At 46.0% G+C, this 15,235-nt stretch carries 15 protein-coding genes; 10 read left to right on the top strand and 5 right to left on the bottom strand.

Features of this window, described 5'->3' with window-relative positions:
• The first annotated feature begins 151 nt into the window (after positions 1–151).
• Positions 152–2,632, top strand: a complete 2,481-nt coding sequence (locus AB4249_RS14450; RefSeq protein WP_372103715.1) for an EAL domain-containing protein — start codon at positions 152–154, stop codon at positions 2,630–2,632.
• 145 nt (positions 2,633–2,777) lie between these two features.
• Here AB4249_RS14450 and AB4249_RS14445 read toward each other — a convergent pair whose 3' ends face one another.
• Positions 2,778–3,374, bottom strand: a complete 597-nt coding sequence (locus AB4249_RS14445; protein WP_017061019.1) for a tRNA-uridine aminocarboxypropyltransferase — start codon at positions 3,372–3,374, stop codon at positions 2,778–2,780.
• A gap of 2 nt (positions 3,375–3,376) precedes the next feature.
• On the bottom strand, positions 3,377–4,921 hold the full coding sequence (locus AB4249_RS14440; RefSeq protein WP_017061020.1) for a COG3650 family protein: 1,545 nt from the start codon (positions 4,919–4,921) through the stop codon (positions 3,377–3,379).
• A 39-nt stretch (positions 4,922–4,960) separates the two neighbouring features.
• Here AB4249_RS14440 and AB4249_RS14435 point away from each other — a divergent pair, with 39 nt between their 5' ends.
• The gene (locus tag AB4249_RS14435) at positions 4,961–5,428 is read left to right on the top strand and encodes an EVE domain-containing protein (protein WP_017061021.1); all 468 of its coding nucleotides are present in this window, start codon (positions 4,961–4,963) and stop codon (positions 5,426–5,428) included.
• 88 nt (positions 5,429–5,516) lie between these two features.
• On the opposite strand, the gene AB4249_RS14430 is transcribed toward AB4249_RS14435, so the two are convergent.
• Both AB4249_RS14430 and AB4249_RS14425 read right to left on the bottom strand, forming a co-directional pair.
• Positions 5,517–6,344, bottom strand: a complete 828-nt coding sequence (locus AB4249_RS14430) for a Cof-type HAD-IIB family hydrolase (RefSeq protein ID WP_065584269.1) — start codon at positions 6,342–6,344, stop codon at positions 5,517–5,519.
• Between the two features lie 182 nt (positions 6,345–6,526).
• On the bottom strand, positions 6,527–7,507 hold the full coding sequence (locus tag AB4249_RS14425; protein ID WP_017063762.1) for an alpha/beta fold hydrolase: 981 nt from the start codon (positions 7,505–7,507) through the stop codon (positions 6,527–6,529).
• Between the two features lie 81 nt (positions 7,508–7,588).
• Here AB4249_RS14425 and rhtB point away from each other — a divergent pair, with 81 nt between their 5' ends.
• The 7 genes from rhtB to AB4249_RS14390 all read left to right on the top strand — a co-directional run bounded on the left by rhtB (position 7,589) and on the right by AB4249_RS14390 (position 14,101).
• Entirely contained in the window at positions 7,589–8,206 is a 618-nt protein-coding gene (gene rhtB, locus AB4249_RS14420; RefSeq protein WP_017061024.1) for a homoserine/homoserine lactone efflux protein, read from the top strand.
• 45 nt (positions 8,207–8,251) lie between these two features.
• Positions 8,252–9,472 carry an EAL and HDOD domain-containing protein gene (locus AB4249_RS14415; protein ID WP_372103711.1) on the top strand — a complete coding sequence of 407 codons (1,221 nt, stop codon included), beginning with the start codon at positions 8,252–8,254 and terminating at the stop codon, positions 9,470–9,472.
• A 99-nt stretch (positions 9,473–9,571) separates the two neighbouring features.
• Complete coding sequence (locus tag AB4249_RS14410) at positions 9,572–9,913, top strand: metalloregulator ArsR/SmtB family transcription factor (RefSeq protein WP_017063763.1); 342 nt, start codon at positions 9,572–9,574, stop codon at positions 9,911–9,913.
• Between the two features lie 173 nt (positions 9,914–10,086).
• Positions 10,087–11,088: an ArsJ-associated glyceraldehyde-3-phosphate dehydrogenase gene (locus AB4249_RS14405; protein WP_017061027.1), complete on the top strand. Its 1,002-nt coding sequence runs from the start codon at positions 10,087–10,089 to the stop codon at positions 11,086–11,088.
• Positions 11,089–11,109: 21 nt separating this feature from the next.
• Entirely contained in the window at positions 11,110–11,601 is a 492-nt protein-coding gene (locus AB4249_RS14400) for a cyclin-dependent kinase inhibitor 3 family protein (protein ID WP_017061028.1), read from the top strand.
• A 96-nt stretch (positions 11,602–11,697) separates the two neighbouring features.
• Positions 11,698–12,918 carry an organoarsenical effux MFS transporter ArsJ gene (arsJ, locus tag AB4249_RS14395; RefSeq protein ID WP_029235159.1) on the top strand — a complete coding sequence of 407 codons (1,221 nt, stop codon included), beginning with the start codon at positions 11,698–11,700 and terminating at the stop codon, positions 12,916–12,918.
• 169 nt (positions 12,919–13,087) lie between these two features.
• The gene (locus AB4249_RS14390) at positions 13,088–14,101 is read left to right on the top strand and encodes an acyltransferase (RefSeq protein ID WP_017061031.1); all 1,014 of its coding nucleotides are present in this window, start codon (positions 13,088–13,090) and stop codon (positions 14,099–14,101) included.
• 60 nt (positions 14,102–14,161) lie between these two features.
• On the opposite strand, the gene AB4249_RS14385 is transcribed toward AB4249_RS14390, so the two are convergent.
• Positions 14,162–14,491, bottom strand: coding sequence for a DUF2500 domain-containing protein (locus AB4249_RS14385; RefSeq protein WP_017061032.1), 330 nt, complete (start codon positions 14,489–14,491; stop codon positions 14,162–14,164).
• Positions 14,492–14,735: 244 nt separating this feature from the next.
• On the opposite strand from AB4249_RS14385, the gene AB4249_RS14380 reads away from it, so the two are divergent.
• Positions 14,736–15,110: a hypothetical protein gene (locus tag AB4249_RS14380; RefSeq protein WP_004736595.1), complete on the top strand. Its 375-nt coding sequence runs from the start codon at positions 14,736–14,738 to the stop codon at positions 15,108–15,110.
• The last annotated feature ends 125 nt before the right edge of the window (positions 15,111–15,235 follow it).

Below are 15,235 nucleotides of genomic sequence, written 5' to 3'. Positions count from 1 at the left end.
GTACTGCGCCGCCATTAATGACTGCTTTTTGGCGGAATGAATGATGTCTAACTAAGGTCACATTATTCATAACGCGATCGCAAGTATTCCGTGCAAGCCTTATCTATAATAAGCACAATAATAAATCATTAACGTAACGATTAATGTGAATATGCAGTCGACTTCTCTCCTGATACAAGACATTGAGCAAACCCAACGTGAATTGGAAAAGATAGATTTTCATCAACATGAAAGCCTACTGATTCAGGTGTTTTCGTCTTTCGAGAAAGGTTCTGTTTTGGCTGCCTGCCAAGTGATTCAATCGACTTTTCCCAATGCCAAATTGATTGGTTGCAGTGCTAACCACTACATTAGTCAAGGTGTCATCCTGCACCAAGGTCTTTATCTGATTGTTACCCGCTTTGACGCGACGTCTTACTCTTGTAGTGTTGTCGAATATAGCGAACAACCATTGCTCGATAGCCACGCTATGTGGCAACAGCTTGAGTGCAATGATAATACTCAAAGCATCATCTGTTTCGCAGACCGCTTGCAGATAAATAACCGAGATCTATTTTCAGCGTTTGAGCAGTCGATGTATTCATTACCGATCTGTGGCGGTGCATCGACCATCACAGATAATGGGCGATGGGTGATGTTAGACGGCATTTGCTATGAAAATGCCTATGTGATGTTGGCGCTGCACAGTGTTGAGCTCTCCATCGCTAAGGGTTACTACACTGAATGGAATCCGATTGGTCGAACTTTTCGAGTGACAGGTGCTCAAGAGAACCGGTTGTTGGAACTGGATGGGATGCCTGTTCGCGAACTCTACAATCGTTACCTCGCTGATGGCCTCGAAGTGCCTTTTGAGCAACTGCATAACTTTCCCTTGATGGTCGGTGACCCGAAAGAGCAAAACATTCACTTACCGCTCAAGGTAACGGAAAGTGGAGAGATAGAATTCAGCGGCCTGTTCCAAGTGGGCGATGAGGTCCGGTTTTGTTATGACCATCCATCACTGACCTTAGAGCAGATACGACTGGGCGTGCAGCAGATCGCCTCTCATAGGCCAGAACAGTTCTTCATTTATAACTGTACATCTCGTATCGACTTTATTGATGGCAACCAAGAGGTTGAGGTTTTCCAAAAATTGGCCGACAGCTATGGCGTTTACTGCATGGGAGAACTTTATCAAGAGAATGGCCAACAGCGAATCTTGCACCATAGCCTCACTTATCTTTCGCTTAGAGAAGGCGAGGGTAAGGCGGTATTGCCATTAGAGACGCAACCCGCGACCAACATATCCCCTCTGTTTTCATTGATCCGAAATGCACTGCTTGATGTCGATGACATGAACAACAGCATGGCGAGTAAGATTCAGCAGCAAGCCACTGCATTGACGGCAAGCTATCGAATTGATCACCGTACAGGTTTACCCAATCGAAGTGTGCTGCGTGAGAAACTGTCGAAGATGAGCAGTGATAGCCACTTACTAGCTTTGAAGGTCACGACCTTTGGTCAGATCAATGAGAAGTATGGTTATCGAGTAGGTGACAAGCTTCTGCATGATTTGAGTGAGTACTTTCAAAAGGCGCTGTGGCAGTTCTTTGATGAGGGCTGTCAGCTCTACAGTATCGGTATTGGTGAGTGGGCGGTGGTGTTTGATAGTTGGGCGAGCCAAGAACATATTCATCAGCGATTCTCGGAATTTGCCGATCAAACCGAGCATGTGAATTTTGAGCCTACCGGTTTACCCGATATTGATTACTTGTCGGTGTCTATCTGTGCGGGTATCGCCAGCCGTCGAGATTTCCCGACTACCTCTATTGATGACTTATTGTTGAAGGCGATTGATGCGAGGCGCAGCGCTGTCAGCCAGAACAAGCACCTAGTGAGCGCCAAGGCACTCATTCAATTGGAGAAGCATCGCCAAGAGCAACTTGGTTGGCTGTCGTGCGTGAGTCGCGCGGTGCTTAATCAGAATATTGTGGCGTGCTCTCAGCCCATAGTTTCAGCACACAGTCATCAGGTAGAGAGCTACGAGTGTTTGGTTCGAATTGAAGAGGACGGTCAGTTAATTGCACCGGGTAAGTTCTTGCCAATCATTGAAGGAACCCATCTCTATACACGCCTCAGTCGTCAGATGATAACGCGCACCTTCGATTTTATGAGTCAGCGAACCGATTCGTTCTCAATTAATTTAGCGCCACAAGATTTCAGCAATGAGAAAACCATTCTTCACCTTGAACAAGCGATCAAGAAAATCAGTCACCCACAGCGTATTGGCTTGGAGGTGTTAGAAACGGAACAAATTCAGGATTACGGTCGCTTGATTGAGGTGTGTAATCACTTCCGCGATCTTGGTGTGAATATTATTGTTGATGACTTTGGTTCGGGCTATTCGAACATTGATGAGATATTGAAGCTAGAACCACAGGTGATCAAGCTTGATGGCAGTTTGATTCGCAATATTGATAAAGATAAAAAGCAGCGCAAGATCGCTCAGCAGTTGGTGAGCTTATGCCAGATTCTGAATGCTAAGACGGTGGCGGAGTTCGTTCATAATGAGCAGGTGTGCCGTATTGCTGAAGACATGGGGGTCGATTACTTGCAAGGGTATTACTTTGGTCAACCTCAGCGTTTGTTTTGATGGAGCGAGCGTTTCACGTGAAACACTGGTTGGCTCAATAACGAAAATACGATGTAAAAAGGGTGGGCTTATGGCTCACCCTTTTTGTTTTTAGTGTCTGTCTCGTCCCGAAATGTGTTTTTACCTTCCCGCGCGCCTGCTTGGTCTATTTGAGGGCGTGGCCACACTTGTCGGCGTGGAACACTTTTAGATAATGCTGGTAGTAGTCATCAATGAGCTTGGCAGATTCACTTTCACCTAAAGATTTGAGTAACTCAATACCCACTTCACAAGTACACAAGTGGCCACTGTCTTGGTTGCGGCGCAAGGTGTATGAAGATTCGCTGGTAATATCGAGGTGAACTTGCGGAACGGCTTGTAACCACGAGCTCTTGTTAAGCATCTTCTTCGCTTCTTGCCATGTGCCATCCAAGATGATGAATAGCGGCTTACGGCTCTGGGCTTGGGTCATTACAGCTTGCTGGCACTCGACACTTTGATCACTTGGGAATAAAAGAAACGGTTGTCGTGTTTCATCGTCAAGCAGTGCGATGAGCTCCGCTGGTGGTGTTTTCCTTTGCCATACAATGGACTGACACTGATCAAGGGATTGCTGAAGCAGCTTCCCTGTATTGGTATCGCGTGACAGTTCATTCTCATGAGTGAGCAGTACAAGATCGATTTGGCTTGCGACACTAGGTATCAGGTGACAAATACATTGGTGAGTGAAGCTACAACCATGGCAAGCTTGTTGGTTACTCATGTTTACAACTTAACTCCACTTTGTGCGGGTGAGATACCATCAGCAAACAAAACCACGTCGCTGATATCAGCATCATCTGCAACTGGAGCGACACTTGGGTTTAGCGGGTAGCTGACACCAGAGTATGAAAGTGTGTGTTTCGCCGGTGTTGCACCGCCGCCACTGACATTGAAGATCAGATCCTGCCAGCCGTGGTTTTGCGATTTACCTAAGCGTATGTCGCCCTTAACCAGTGTCACTCGGCTATTGAAGCGCCAGTTATCTTGATGGTTTTCGAAAATTAGCAGTGTACAGCCACCAGAACCACACCAATCGAGTTGGGCGAACAGCTCTTCTTTACCGTCGCCGTTGAGGTCGTAGGTTAACCAGCGGTATTTAGTGTCGTCAGGTGAGCTGTTGTTGATCTTAAAGTATTCGCGGATCGCTTGGTCGACTTTTGGATCAAGTTGATCGCTGGAGTTCACCTGCTTTGCGGTTAGATCAACGTTAGTGGTGGTGTTTACTTGTGCTTGCGCACTCTTAGCTTCGAATAGCACCAGACCGCCATTGGCAATCGGATACACCACGTTGCCCACTTTCTCTTTTTCAGCGATTAGCTTGCCATTATCGAGTGTGAAGATGCGCTCGGAGATCAAATATTGTTGCTGGTGGCGAGTCATAACCACTTGTACCTGATTTTGGTTCAGTTGCTGCCAGAAGCCTTGTTCAACAATAGAAGGGTCTCCATTGCTGTATGAATAAGTCGTGATAGCACTGTGGTCATTGTTGAGTTCAAGGTTGATAGAGAACCCTGAGTTTTGCGTTGAGCTAGCGAAGTAGAGTCCGCTCCAGTCCAGCGTTGGATCTTGGTTAGAGACCGTCGCACAGCCATTGTAGTTACTGTCATTGAGGTTAAGCTTGGCATGCCATCCATAGATAGAATCGCTCATGCCGTCGCTACAGCTCTCTTTCGTAAGGTTGAGTTTGCCTTGTGCAGCTTTACCTTCTAATTGGTAGTCACGGCTGCTCGATGTGGTGCGGCTTGATTCAATATCGAGGGTCTGTGGCTGTTCGCCCATCTTAGTGTATTTCAGCTGGTCTTTATCGAAGGTTGCTGACCAGAAGGGTTCATTACCAAATACTCGTGTTGAGCGCAGCGGTTGGACGCAGCGATCTGGGTTCTCTGCGGTTAGGATGTTCACTTGGTCAACCACGAAACGCGCTGTGAAATCTGCGTTATAACCCGTTTGGCTCGGCACGGTTAGGTGACCAATCAGCTCGCCATATAAGGCTTGGTAAGGTCTCGTTGAGAGCCCTTGTGCTTCTAACGCTAACTCTGGAGATAAGTCTAACCAGTATTGTTGTTGGCTACCGCAAGGAGTGAAGGTTCGGCTTTCATGGCCAACCACCACCTGACCACGCATGATGAAGGTTTGCGGTTGAATGCTCAGTGGCTCATCCAAGTTTGCTGGGGGCTGTTCAGGTTGTTGCGGCGTATCAGGTGCCGTAACACAGCCTTGTAGAGCGAACGCGACTAGCCATGTCACTGGGTTTTTCATTACCTTCATGTTATATCTTCCTCGGAGCAACCGTTAATTGGATTTATTATGGCATATTGGTTATTTAAAACAGAACCCGACACCTTCTCTATTCAGACTCTTAGAGTACAAAAAACCTCTTGTTGGGAGGGTGTACGCAACTATCAGGCTCGAAACATGATGCGTGATGACGTCAAGCTTGGCGATCTGGTGATGATATACCACTCATCATGTAAAAAAGTTGGCGTAGCGGGGATCGCTAAAGTAACCAGAGAAGCCTACCCAGACCACTTTCAGTTCGACCCTGAGAGTGATTACTACGATCCTAAGTCTTCACCCGATAACCCACGCTGGATCATGGTGGATGTCGAGTTTGTGCGAGTGACTGAGCGCTTGATTCCTTTGGTTACGCTTAAAGCCATGCCTGAACTCTCCGAAATGCCCTTGGTGAAACGCGGTAATCGCTTATCGATCATGCCGGTTACCGAACAAGAGTGGCAGGCAATCTTAAGCAAAGAAGTGTTAGGTTCTCGATAGCGTTAGAGAGAGCTTTTTACGTAAGGTTCAAAAAAGGCAGCCAGTTGGCTGCCTTTTTATTTATTCAGATCTGTTCAACGGAGCGAGATTAGAGCAGATGCTTTTCTAGGTAGTGAGCAACGGCATCGTCTGCGTTACTGCCAATCACTTCATTGTCAGGTAGTGCTTTCATCACTTTCTCATGTGATGTACCCATGATTAGACCTTTACCCGCCATAGCCAGCATTTCAGCGTCGTTCATGCCATCACCAAAGGCAACACAGTTATCCAGAGTCAGGTTTAGTGATTTTGCAACAGCGTCTAGAGCGTGGCCTTTAGAGACTTCAGCTGCCATCACTTCCAGACACCAAGGTGTAGAGAAGGCGATGTTCAGTTTGTCGCCAAAAGCATCTCTTAGCTTTTGTTCAAACGTGACGAGATATTCGTGGTCTTGTTCTGGATGTGTGAAGAAGACTTTCGCGATGCCTTCGCTTGGTGCGTTTTCAGCTTCAAAGCGCTTGTAGCTAAAGCCAGACTCACTGTGGAATTTAGCCAACATTTCATCTTCACGGTCTAGTAACCAATCTTCATTCTGGTACATGTGAATAAAGAGGTTTGGATCTTGGCGCACAATATCAATAACCGGTTGAACGAGCTCTTGAGGTACGTTTTGGCTATACATTAGCTGATCATTCTGGTCGTGTACGCGAGCACCGTTTGATGTGATCATGTAGGCCGGAATCCCTGCGATTTGACGAATCCCAGCTACATCGACGTGATGGCGACCCGTTGCGAAGATGAAGGTATAACCTTGGTCGTGTAATTTCTTAAGCGTTAGCTTGGTAAAGTCGCTTAGCTGATGGTTGGGAGCCAAAAGCGTACCATCTAAATCAGAAGCAACAATTTTCACGGAATCTTTTAGTGCAGAAATACTCATTTAACCCTCATTGCAAAATGCTTAACCAATATTGACGCTAGCCAGCGCTAGAATCGTTTTAACTACAATATCTCTAGGTAGAAATTGTATGCCAAATTCATGCAAGAAAAGAGGGCAAAGCTCACTTACTTCTCTTCCTCTTTAGCGCTTATTTTCTTGGTAGGTTGCTTAGCCTATTAGCTCTAGGCGAAAAACTGATTGATCGCATCCAGTGTTTGATTGCGATATTCATCCTGCTCAAACAACACCTCATGCCTAGAACCCTCAATCAACTTAAACTGACAATCAGAGTTGGTTTTCTTCAGCTTAGAGATGAACTTTACTTGAGCACTGTTACTGACAATCTTTTCATCCCCAGCTTGAATCAATAGCAGAGGGATCTTGATTTGACGAGTTTGTTGAATTGCTTGCTTGGCGGCCATTAACCCTTGCCACACCCAACGCGTGCTTGGTCCACCCACCTGCAAAGATGGAGACTCGTCATATAAGCGACGGAACCACTGATAGCGAACCTTACTGTGGCTCAGTAAGTTGTTTTCAAAAGGCTTCGAATAATATGCTTGCTGGCCCGGCGCGTAAGTTGGCTTGGCATAAAAAGCGGTAAGCACTTGTCCAACGATCATCGCGATAGGTTTCAGGTACCACTCGGTATTGATACCAAACATCGGAGCGCACAGAGTCACCTTATCAAACGGGTGGTCTGGATGGGTTTGTAGGTAGCGAGTGGCTATGGTGCTGCCCATTGAGTGTGCGAGCAGGTAGCGATTGGAATACTTACTGAGATCAAAACTGGCAATGACGTCAGACATGTCAGATGCATAATCATCAAACTCATGAATGTGACCAATGTCAGAGTCTGTTACCATACGTTCAGACTGGCCTTGACCTTGGTGGTCAAATGAATAAACGTCATAGCCTTGTTGATAAAAATCATAAAAGATTTCTTGGTATTTTTGGCAGCATTCGATACGGCCATTTGAAATCACAATAGCTTTGCTGTGCTTTTCTGAGGTGAGGCTGCACCAGTACAGTTTCTTTTTACCAGACGATGTTAAAAACCCCTCTTTTCTTTGTTGCCAAAGAGCGTTGATCGGGTGTTTAATCGCATGATCGAACTGAGGTTCTTGAGTGTAAGGGAAGGTGGCTTCGCTGTGGTTTTCCATGGGAAATTACCTGAACTGATGCGTGTGAGAGCTTTATTGCTACTAATGTTGTTAGATTAAAGAACTAGTAAGGAAATGCAAATGGATACTCATGTTTGGCTTGCTTATGTTGTCACAGCGATTTTGTTTAGCTTGGCTCCGGGCTCGGGTACCGTTAACTCAATCAGTAATGGGCTTAGCTATGGCACTAAAAAGTCACTCGCATCAATTGTTGGCTTACAGCTTGGTCTTGCGTTTCACATTATGCTGGTGGGCGCGGGTATCGGTGCACTCGTTGCTAAGTCTGCGTTGGCGTTCACCATCATTAAGTGGGTCGGCGTGGTGTACTTACTTTGGTTAGGTATTCAAAAGTGGCGTGATAGCTCGAGCCTAGTAGCATCTGAAGAAAGCTCTACTCTGTCGAGTGGCAAACTGCTGAGAAACGCTGTGCTTATCAACCTAACTAACCCGAAATCAATCGTGTTTTTGGTGGCTTTGTTTCCTCAGTTTATTGACCCTACACAACCTCAAGCACCTCAGTTATTAGTGCTAGGTGTGACGACAGTATTCATTGATAGCGTTGTTATGTTGGGTTACACCTCATTAGCGTCACAAATGGGACGTTTTATTCGCTCTGATCGCATAATGGGTAAGATAAATAAAATATTTGGTGGTATGTTCATGGGCTGCGGTGCTTTGCTAGCTGCCGCGAAAGCTTAGATTAAGCGACTGAGTTATAGTTAAACCAATCAGAGTTATCAAGAAATGACCGCTACATACGTTGCTCGACAACCTATCTTAAATCGCAAGAGGAATACACTCGGCTATGAGTTGTTATTTCGCGATGGAGAAAAGAATGCGTACCCAGCGCATATTGAGTCTAATCGAGCAACGTATCGTCTGATTGTTGAGAACTTCTTGTCTGTTGGTCTTAACCCTTCTATTCCATCTTCACGCTGCTTTATCAACTTCCCTTATCAAAGTTTGATTCGTCGACTGCCCTTAAGTTTGCCGAAAGATAAGGTGGTGGTAGAGATTCTGGAAACCTGTAAACCAACAGATGAATTGTTGGAAGCGGTTAAAGACCTTTATCAAGCGGGTTACATGATTGCCCTAGATGATTTTACTTCGACCCCAGAATGGGAACGTTTCCTTAAATACACGCATATCGTAAAGCTCGATATTATGCAGATGGGTTTGGATGAAGCGTGTGATTTGGTTAGGGTGCATCAAGGGAAAAAGTTTAGCTTTTTGGCGGAGCGCGTTGAGACCGAACAAGAATTCCAGCAAGCCAAAGAGGCTGGCTTTAAGTTTTTCCAAGGTTACTTTTTCAATAAACCGGAAATCATCAAGAGTAAATACATTAGCCCTGAGCAAGTGATTGCTATGGAGCTGTTTCAAGAAGTGTGTAAGCCCGATGTGGACTTTCAACGGGTGGAGAGCATTGTCGCGAAAGATGTGGCGCTCTCATATAAGCTGCTGCGTTTTGTGAATACTATGTCGCCGCGCCTTGAAGTGACCATCTCTTCTTTTCGTCAGGCTTTGGTATATCTAGGTCAAGAGAAACTGAAAATGTTTGTCTCGTTAGCCGTCGCCTCTTATGTGTCCGATAAAAAGCCTAAAGAGCTGTATGGATTGTCTCTACAGCGTGCTCAGTTTTGTCAGCGTATGTCTCGCTATCAGGCATTTGAAGGGTATAGAGAACAGGCCTTTATGATTGGCTTATTCTCCTTGTTGGATGCTCTGTTGGACTTGTCGTTAGATAACTTAGTCGAGCAGTTGCCGCTGTGTAAAAGTATCAAGGTTGCTCTATTACGTAGAGAAGGGCCATATGGTACCTTGCTCGCACTTGAAGAGAGCTTTGAGCATGCCGATTGGCAACAGATTGATGAGCACTGCGCCGATTTAGGATTAAGCGTGGATCAGGTTAAAACGGAGCTTACTGAAGCGCGCCGTTGGAGCCATACCGTGACCAACAAGCTCTGATATTTCTTCGTTAAACTTTTATGACAATTGAAACGCACGCCTTGACGTGCGTTTTTTTATATCTAAGATATGTGCATATCCATATATGAGTATGTTTTTATGCTTCCTCACCAATTTTTTAAATTACTGTCCGATGAAACGCGAGTGCGTTGCTTAATGTTGATAGTTCGCAATGAGTGCTTATCGGTTGGTGAGTTGACTCAGGCATTGCAAGAAAGTCAGCCAAAGGTTTCACGCCATCTTGCGCAGCTGCGTTCAAACGGTGTTTTGATTGATGTTCGCCAGGGGCAGTGGGTGTTTTACCGCCTGTCACAAGATTTACCAGGTTGGATGCTAAAGTTAATTGACGACCTTATTGCATCGAACTGTTTGAAAACTGAATACCAGCAAGATATTGAGCGCTTAGAGTCGATGAACTCACGCCCAGTATGTTGCGTTTAAATACATTAAAACTTAATGCCGAAATAGTTGTAGTTGCAGCTAGGCGACAAGTGAACTTATCCCTATGAGCATAGTGGCTCTATGTAATTAGGGCGGCCGGCGCTCCGGTAAGTGAACGTAGTCAACAACGCTGCGGCTTCAAATATGAAGGCAATTAACTGAGAGAACAGAAAATGACAGTCAAAGTAGGTATTAATGGTTTTGGTCGTATCGGCCGTCTAGCACTTCGCGCAGCATTCGATTGGGATGAGCTAGAATTTGTTCAAATTAACGATGTTGCTGGCGACACAACAACACTGGCCCACCTTCTAGAATTTGATTCAGTTCAAGGTCGCTTTCACCACGAAGTAACTGCAGAAGGCGATGAGATGATCATTAATGGCCAGCGCATCAAGACCACACAAGAGCGCGACATCGATGCGATCGACTGGTCTGGTTGTGATGTGGTTATCGAAGCGACAGGTGTTCACCGTAAGACCTCTTTCCTAAACAAATACCTAGAGCAGGGCGTGAAACGTGTTGTGGTATCGGCGCCAGTGAAAGAAGAAGGCATCGCAAACATCGTTGTTGGTGTGAATGACAATATCTTCGACCCTGCGGTACACAAAATCGTAACGGCAGCGTCTTGTACAACGAACTGTATCGCGCCAGTGGTTAAGGTGATCAACGAGAAGCTTGGTATCGAGAACGCAGCCTTCACCACTATTCACGATTTAACTAACACGCAAACTATTCTTGATGCGCCGCACAAAGACTTACGCCGCGCACGTGCATGTGGCATGAGTCTTATCCCAACAACGACGGGCAGCGCCAAAGCGATTGTTGAGATCTTCCCTGAGCTAGAAAACCGCATCAACGGCCACGCAGTTCGTGTACCGCTAGCGAACGCTTCTCTGACAGACATCATCTTCGAAGTGAAGCAAGACACCACGGCAGAAGAAGTTAACGCGATGCTGAAAGAAGCGTCTCAGAATGAACTAAAAGGTATTCTTGGCTTTGAAGAGCGTCCACTGGTTTCTATCGATTACAAAGGCGACCAACGCTCAACAATCGTGGATGCACTATCAACGATGTTGGTCGGTAAGCGCATGGTTAAGATCTACGCTTGGTACGACAATGAGATGGGTTACGCAACACGTACCGCTGAGCTTGTTCGTACCGTTGGCCTTGCTTAATAAGAATCTGGAGAAGATATAATGATACATCCAACATGGCAACTAGACCTAGAGCAAGGTGCGCTAGTGCTTACTCCGTGCCCAGGCACAAAAGAAGCAACGCTTGATGCATCACTGGCTCAGCTAAAAGAGCAAGGCGTTGAAGCTATCGTGACAGCACTTGATGACCATGAGCTTGCAAGCAAAGACGTGGCGGCACTTGGTGAAAAAACACGTGCGTTAGGTATGCAATGGTTCCAGATCGAAATTGAAGACGACTGTGCACCGGGTGCTGGTTTTGCTGCGAAGTGGCAAGCAGCTAGCCCTGAGCTACATAACATCGTCGATAACGGCGGCAAGGTTGCAATGCATTGTATGGGCGGCTCTGGTCGCACTGGTTTGTTCGCAGCTCACCTACTGTTAGAAAAAGGCTGGGATTTGAGCAAGGTAGTTCAAGAGGTGCAGGCACTGCGTCCAGGTGCCTTCACTAAACCTATCCAGGTTGAATACATTAATGGCGTAGCGAATAGCTAATAGTCATCAGTGTTAGACAGGGAGCTTTTGGTATCTGGAGTGTTGAACTTATCATGATCCAAAAGCTCTTTTTGTTTAGATTGCAGAGATAGCGTTATGTTTTCAAATCTAAGTAAGAGCGTTCGCCAATACATGTTGGTGACTTTTAACTACTGGAACTTCACCATTACTGATGGTGCACTTCGCATGTTGGTGGTTCTGTATTTTTACGACCTTGGCTACAGTTCGTTAGAAATCGCCTCACTGTTCCTTTTCTATGAATTCTTTGGTGTGGTGACTAACCTAATCGGTGGCTGGTTAGGGGCGCGTCTTGGCCTCAATAAGACCATGAACATTGGGTTAGGCATGCAAGTCGTCGCCTTGGGTATGCTCGCGGTGCCAACGGCAATGCTGACCATTCCTTGGGTCATGGCGGCGCAAGCCTTGTCTGGTATCGCTAAAGACCTCAATAAGATGAGTGCCAAGAGCTCAATTAAGACTCTGGTTCCTGATGAACAACAAGGCGCGCTTTATAAGTGGATTGCGATTCTGACCGGATCTAAGAATGCGCTTAAAGGGGCAGGCTTCTTTATTGGTGGTTTACTACTTTCAACGATTGGCTTCCAATACGCTGTGCTTGCGATGGCAGCCGTGTTGGCATTGGTCTTCGTTGGCAGTGTGTTGAGCTTAGAAGCGGACATGGGTAAAGCGAAAACTAAACCTAAGTTTAAACAGATCTTCTCTAAGTCTGAATCCATCAACATCCTATCCGCAGCACGTATGTTCCTGTTTGGCGCTCGTGATGTGTGGTTTGTGATTGCTTTGCCGATTTACCTAGGCAGCGTGTTTGGGTGGGATCACTCATGGGTGGGTGGCTTTTTAGCGGCTTGGACCATCGCATACGGCTTTGTGCAGGGCATTGCACCCAAGATTACTGGTAAAGCACAAGGCAAGGTGCCTGATGGACATGCAGCGCTATTATGGGCGGGGGCGTTGGCTATCGTGACTGCAGGTATTGCCTATGCGGTGCAAATTGGCTGGCAACCCGAGTTCGTTATTATCGGTGGCTTGATGGTGTTTGGTGCCATCTTTGCGGTGAATTCATCGCTGCACTCATACCTTATTGTGAGTTATGCGAAAGGTGATGGCGTTTCTCTTGATGTCGGTTTCTACTACATGGCAAACGCGATGGGCCGTTTGATTGGCACGATATTGTCGGGCTTGGTATTCCAAATGGCCGGTTTGTCTGCGTGTCTGTGGGTTTCCTTCGCATTCTTGGCGATAACGACGGTGATCTCTCTGCGTTTACCGAAAGTGCCGCAAATTTCAGCGGCATAAGCTTCAGCCACATGAGCCTCATTTGTGAGAGCTCAAGTCGCAGAAGCTAGAGTCGTATGAGCTAAATTCGCGATAAGTATCTCCTTTAACACTAAGCTGACTTGGTATTTATTCCGGTCAGCTTTTTTATTGCTATAGTAGAATGATTGAATATTAATCAGGCATTTACATGAAGCAGCGAATTCTCTTTTTTGATTTAGCACGATGTGTCGCGGCCGTAGCGGTTATCGCGATTCATGTTTTGGCGCCTTATCGCAATGAGTTGGGCACTATTCCTTTCGGTGAATGGCTTACTGCCATTACGGTAAACGGTTTCAGCCGCTGGGCAGTACCTGTGTTCATTTTGATTACTGGCGCACTGATGCTCAGTGATCAGCGCCCGTTTGACGCCAAATACTACCTCAAGCGTCGTTTGGGCAAGGTACTGATACCTTTCATTGTCTGGTCGCTTTTCTATACCTATCTGTCGGGCTGGTCAGCAATGGGCTTTGATGCCGACGTCAGTTGGGACGTGTTGCTTAATAGCTACCATCATTACACCTATTACCACCTTGGTTTCTTCTATTACTTCATCCCACTCTATTTTGTGATTCCGTTCTTGCAGATCATGGTTAGAAAGTACGGTGATAGATCGGTCTATGCCTTTACGGCGGTATGGTTGTTCACAACATTGCTGTTCTTACTGAAAATCGATGGCCCTTGGAGTCACGAATTGTGGTTGTACACCGGTTACTTACCATTGGGTTACTTGCTGTATAAGATTGTGCCACTTAACAAGATGACCGTTGGCGTGAGTGTGTTACTGGGTGGGCTAGCGTTACTAACCACGGTTTACATGGTGGTTGATGCAAGCTTGGTAGCAGAAGAGTACACGGTAGGGCGCTGGCTATCTTACAAAACGTTGAATACCGTATTAGCCGCGAGCATGGTGTTCATGGTATGCCGTTACTATGGTGAAGGCCTGTCTGAGAAGAGTAACCAAGTGGTTGGCTTTATCAGTAAGCACAGCTTAGGTATTTACCTGCTGCACCCGATTTTCTTGTGGCCGATGAAAGAGTTTGGTTGGTACCAAGGACATCCGGCATGGGTTATTCCATTATGGATTGTGATCAGCGGAGCTGGCGCATTATGGATGAGCTGGTTGGTGTCTAAGTCAGAGAAAACGCGTTGGTTATTGCCTTAGCGGTGATTGCTAAGGCTTTCTGATGGATTGCTTAGGGACGACAGTTGAAGCGGCTGACGTTTAGCGCTTCAACGCAAAGTGTAAGAACTTATCGCCTTGGTAGGTTAAGGTTCCTTTGTCGCCAGGGTTAAGGGCGTGGAAATAGTGGATGCCGACTTGGAATTCTCGCTTCGGACCAACCACACCACGTTGAACGTAAATCCAGTACTCTTGATCTTCTTGGCCCGGTTCTGCGTCAGGAAGGTCGATCGATTGTTTGTCTAACACCGTGACATTCACTTTCTTCTCTGGCGCATTTTCACCTTGCGAGTGTTTTCGATAGAAACCAATAAATACCCAAGCCGCTAGAGCAGCGAGAGCAAAGATGGCAAAAAAGAGTGAATTAGGCATATAACCTCCATGTAGTCGTGATGGTTATTCTAGTCTTTCAGGCAATAGGGATATGTGTTTAAAGCCGTTATTCGTGAACTGTTGTAAGCCAAGCTGATTATTTTTCGGCAGACATCACATTTAATGGTCAGTTTGGGATAAAGCATTGTTATTTATTGTCTCTTTCTCTCGTAAATAACAGTGATTTTGTATAAGAATAGGGAAATGCTCGACTAGAATTATAGTGTGGAGTGGGAGGGCTAAGATGACCGATATTGAAAAAGTGGTGACAAGAACTCGCAATATAGAGAAATTATTGAGGCTTCAATATCATGCCGAAGGCGAAGGATTGCATGAGCTTGTAACAAGCTGTGAAGAAAGGCTACCGCACGATATGGTGAGCAAGCTGCGCTATATCGCAACGTGTCGTAATAAGGTAGTCAATGAACATGAGGCTAAGTTGGAAGACCAACATAAGTTCATCATGATGTGTAACGACTGTGAGAAGGAGCTGACTCCACGCAGTGGTCGTTTTATCTGGCGAGTTGCGATCTTACTGATGATGGCAATGACTTTAGCTGCCGCAGGTTTCTATTATGCGAACTGGGATGTGCTAACACTGCATCTGTTTTCGAAGTGAAAAAATTGAACAAAAAAAGGGACGCTCATGGCGTCCCTTTTTTTATCTGTAACTTGCTTAGTACATCATCGGTAGTGTCATTAGACCTACAACTACCGCGATCATTACAAGTCCTTGTCTTTGCG

The organism is Vibrio sp. 10N.261.55.F4 (assembly GCF_041470465.1).
Taxonomy (GTDB): Bacteria; Pseudomonadota; Gammaproteobacteria; order Enterobacterales; family Vibrionaceae; genus Vibrio; species Vibrio crassostreae_C.
The sequence above is the reverse complement of the archived record's forward strand: the minus strand, read 5'-3'. Positions and strand labels throughout refer to the sequence as shown.

Excerpts from the sequence above, each read along its gene's own strand:
- AB4249_RS14450 (WP_372103715.1), top strand. The coding sequence starts at position 152 with ATGCAGTCGACTTCTCTCCTGATACAAGACATTGAGCAAACCCAACGT.
- AB4249_RS14445 (WP_017061019.1), bottom strand. The coding sequence starts at position 3,374 with ATGAGTAACCAACAAGCTTGCCATGGTTGTAGCTTCACTCACCAATGT.
- AB4249_RS14440 (WP_017061020.1), bottom strand. The coding sequence starts at position 4,921 with ATGAAGGTAATGAAAAACCCAGTGACATGGCTAGTCGCGTTCGCTCTA.
- AB4249_RS14435 (WP_017061021.1), top strand. The coding sequence starts at position 4,961 with ATGGCATATTGGTTATTTAAAACAGAACCCGACACCTTCTCTATTCAG.
- AB4249_RS14430 (WP_065584269.1), bottom strand. The coding sequence starts at position 6,344 with ATGAGTATTTCTGCACTAAAAGATTCCGTGAAAATTGTTGCTTCTGAT.
- AB4249_RS14425 (WP_017063762.1), bottom strand. The coding sequence starts at position 7,507 with ATGGAAAACCACAGCGAAGCCACCTTCCCTTACACTCAAGAACCTCAG.
- rhtB (WP_017061024.1), top strand. The coding sequence starts at position 7,589 with ATGGATACTCATGTTTGGCTTGCTTATGTTGTCACAGCGATTTTGTTT.
- AB4249_RS14415 (WP_372103711.1), top strand. The coding sequence starts at position 8,252 with ATGACCGCTACATACGTTGCTCGACAACCTATCTTAAATCGCAAGAGG.
- AB4249_RS14410 (WP_017063763.1), top strand. The coding sequence starts at position 9,572 with ATGCTTCCTCACCAATTTTTTAAATTACTGTCCGATGAAACGCGAGTG.
- AB4249_RS14405 (WP_017061027.1), top strand. The coding sequence starts at position 10,087 with ATGACAGTCAAAGTAGGTATTAATGGTTTTGGTCGTATCGGCCGTCTA.
- AB4249_RS14400 (WP_017061028.1), top strand. The coding sequence starts at position 11,110 with ATGATACATCCAACATGGCAACTAGACCTAGAGCAAGGTGCGCTAGTG.
- arsJ (WP_029235159.1), top strand. The coding sequence starts at position 11,698 with ATGTTTTCAAATCTAAGTAAGAGCGTTCGCCAATACATGTTGGTGACT.
- AB4249_RS14390 (WP_017061031.1), top strand. The coding sequence starts at position 13,088 with ATGAAGCAGCGAATTCTCTTTTTTGATTTAGCACGATGTGTCGCGGCC.
- AB4249_RS14385 (WP_017061032.1), bottom strand. The coding sequence starts at position 14,491 with ATGCCTAATTCACTCTTTTTTGCCATCTTTGCTCTCGCTGCTCTAGCG.
- AB4249_RS14380 (WP_004736595.1), top strand. The coding sequence starts at position 14,736 with ATGACCGATATTGAAAAAGTGGTGACAAGAACTCGCAATATAGAGAAA.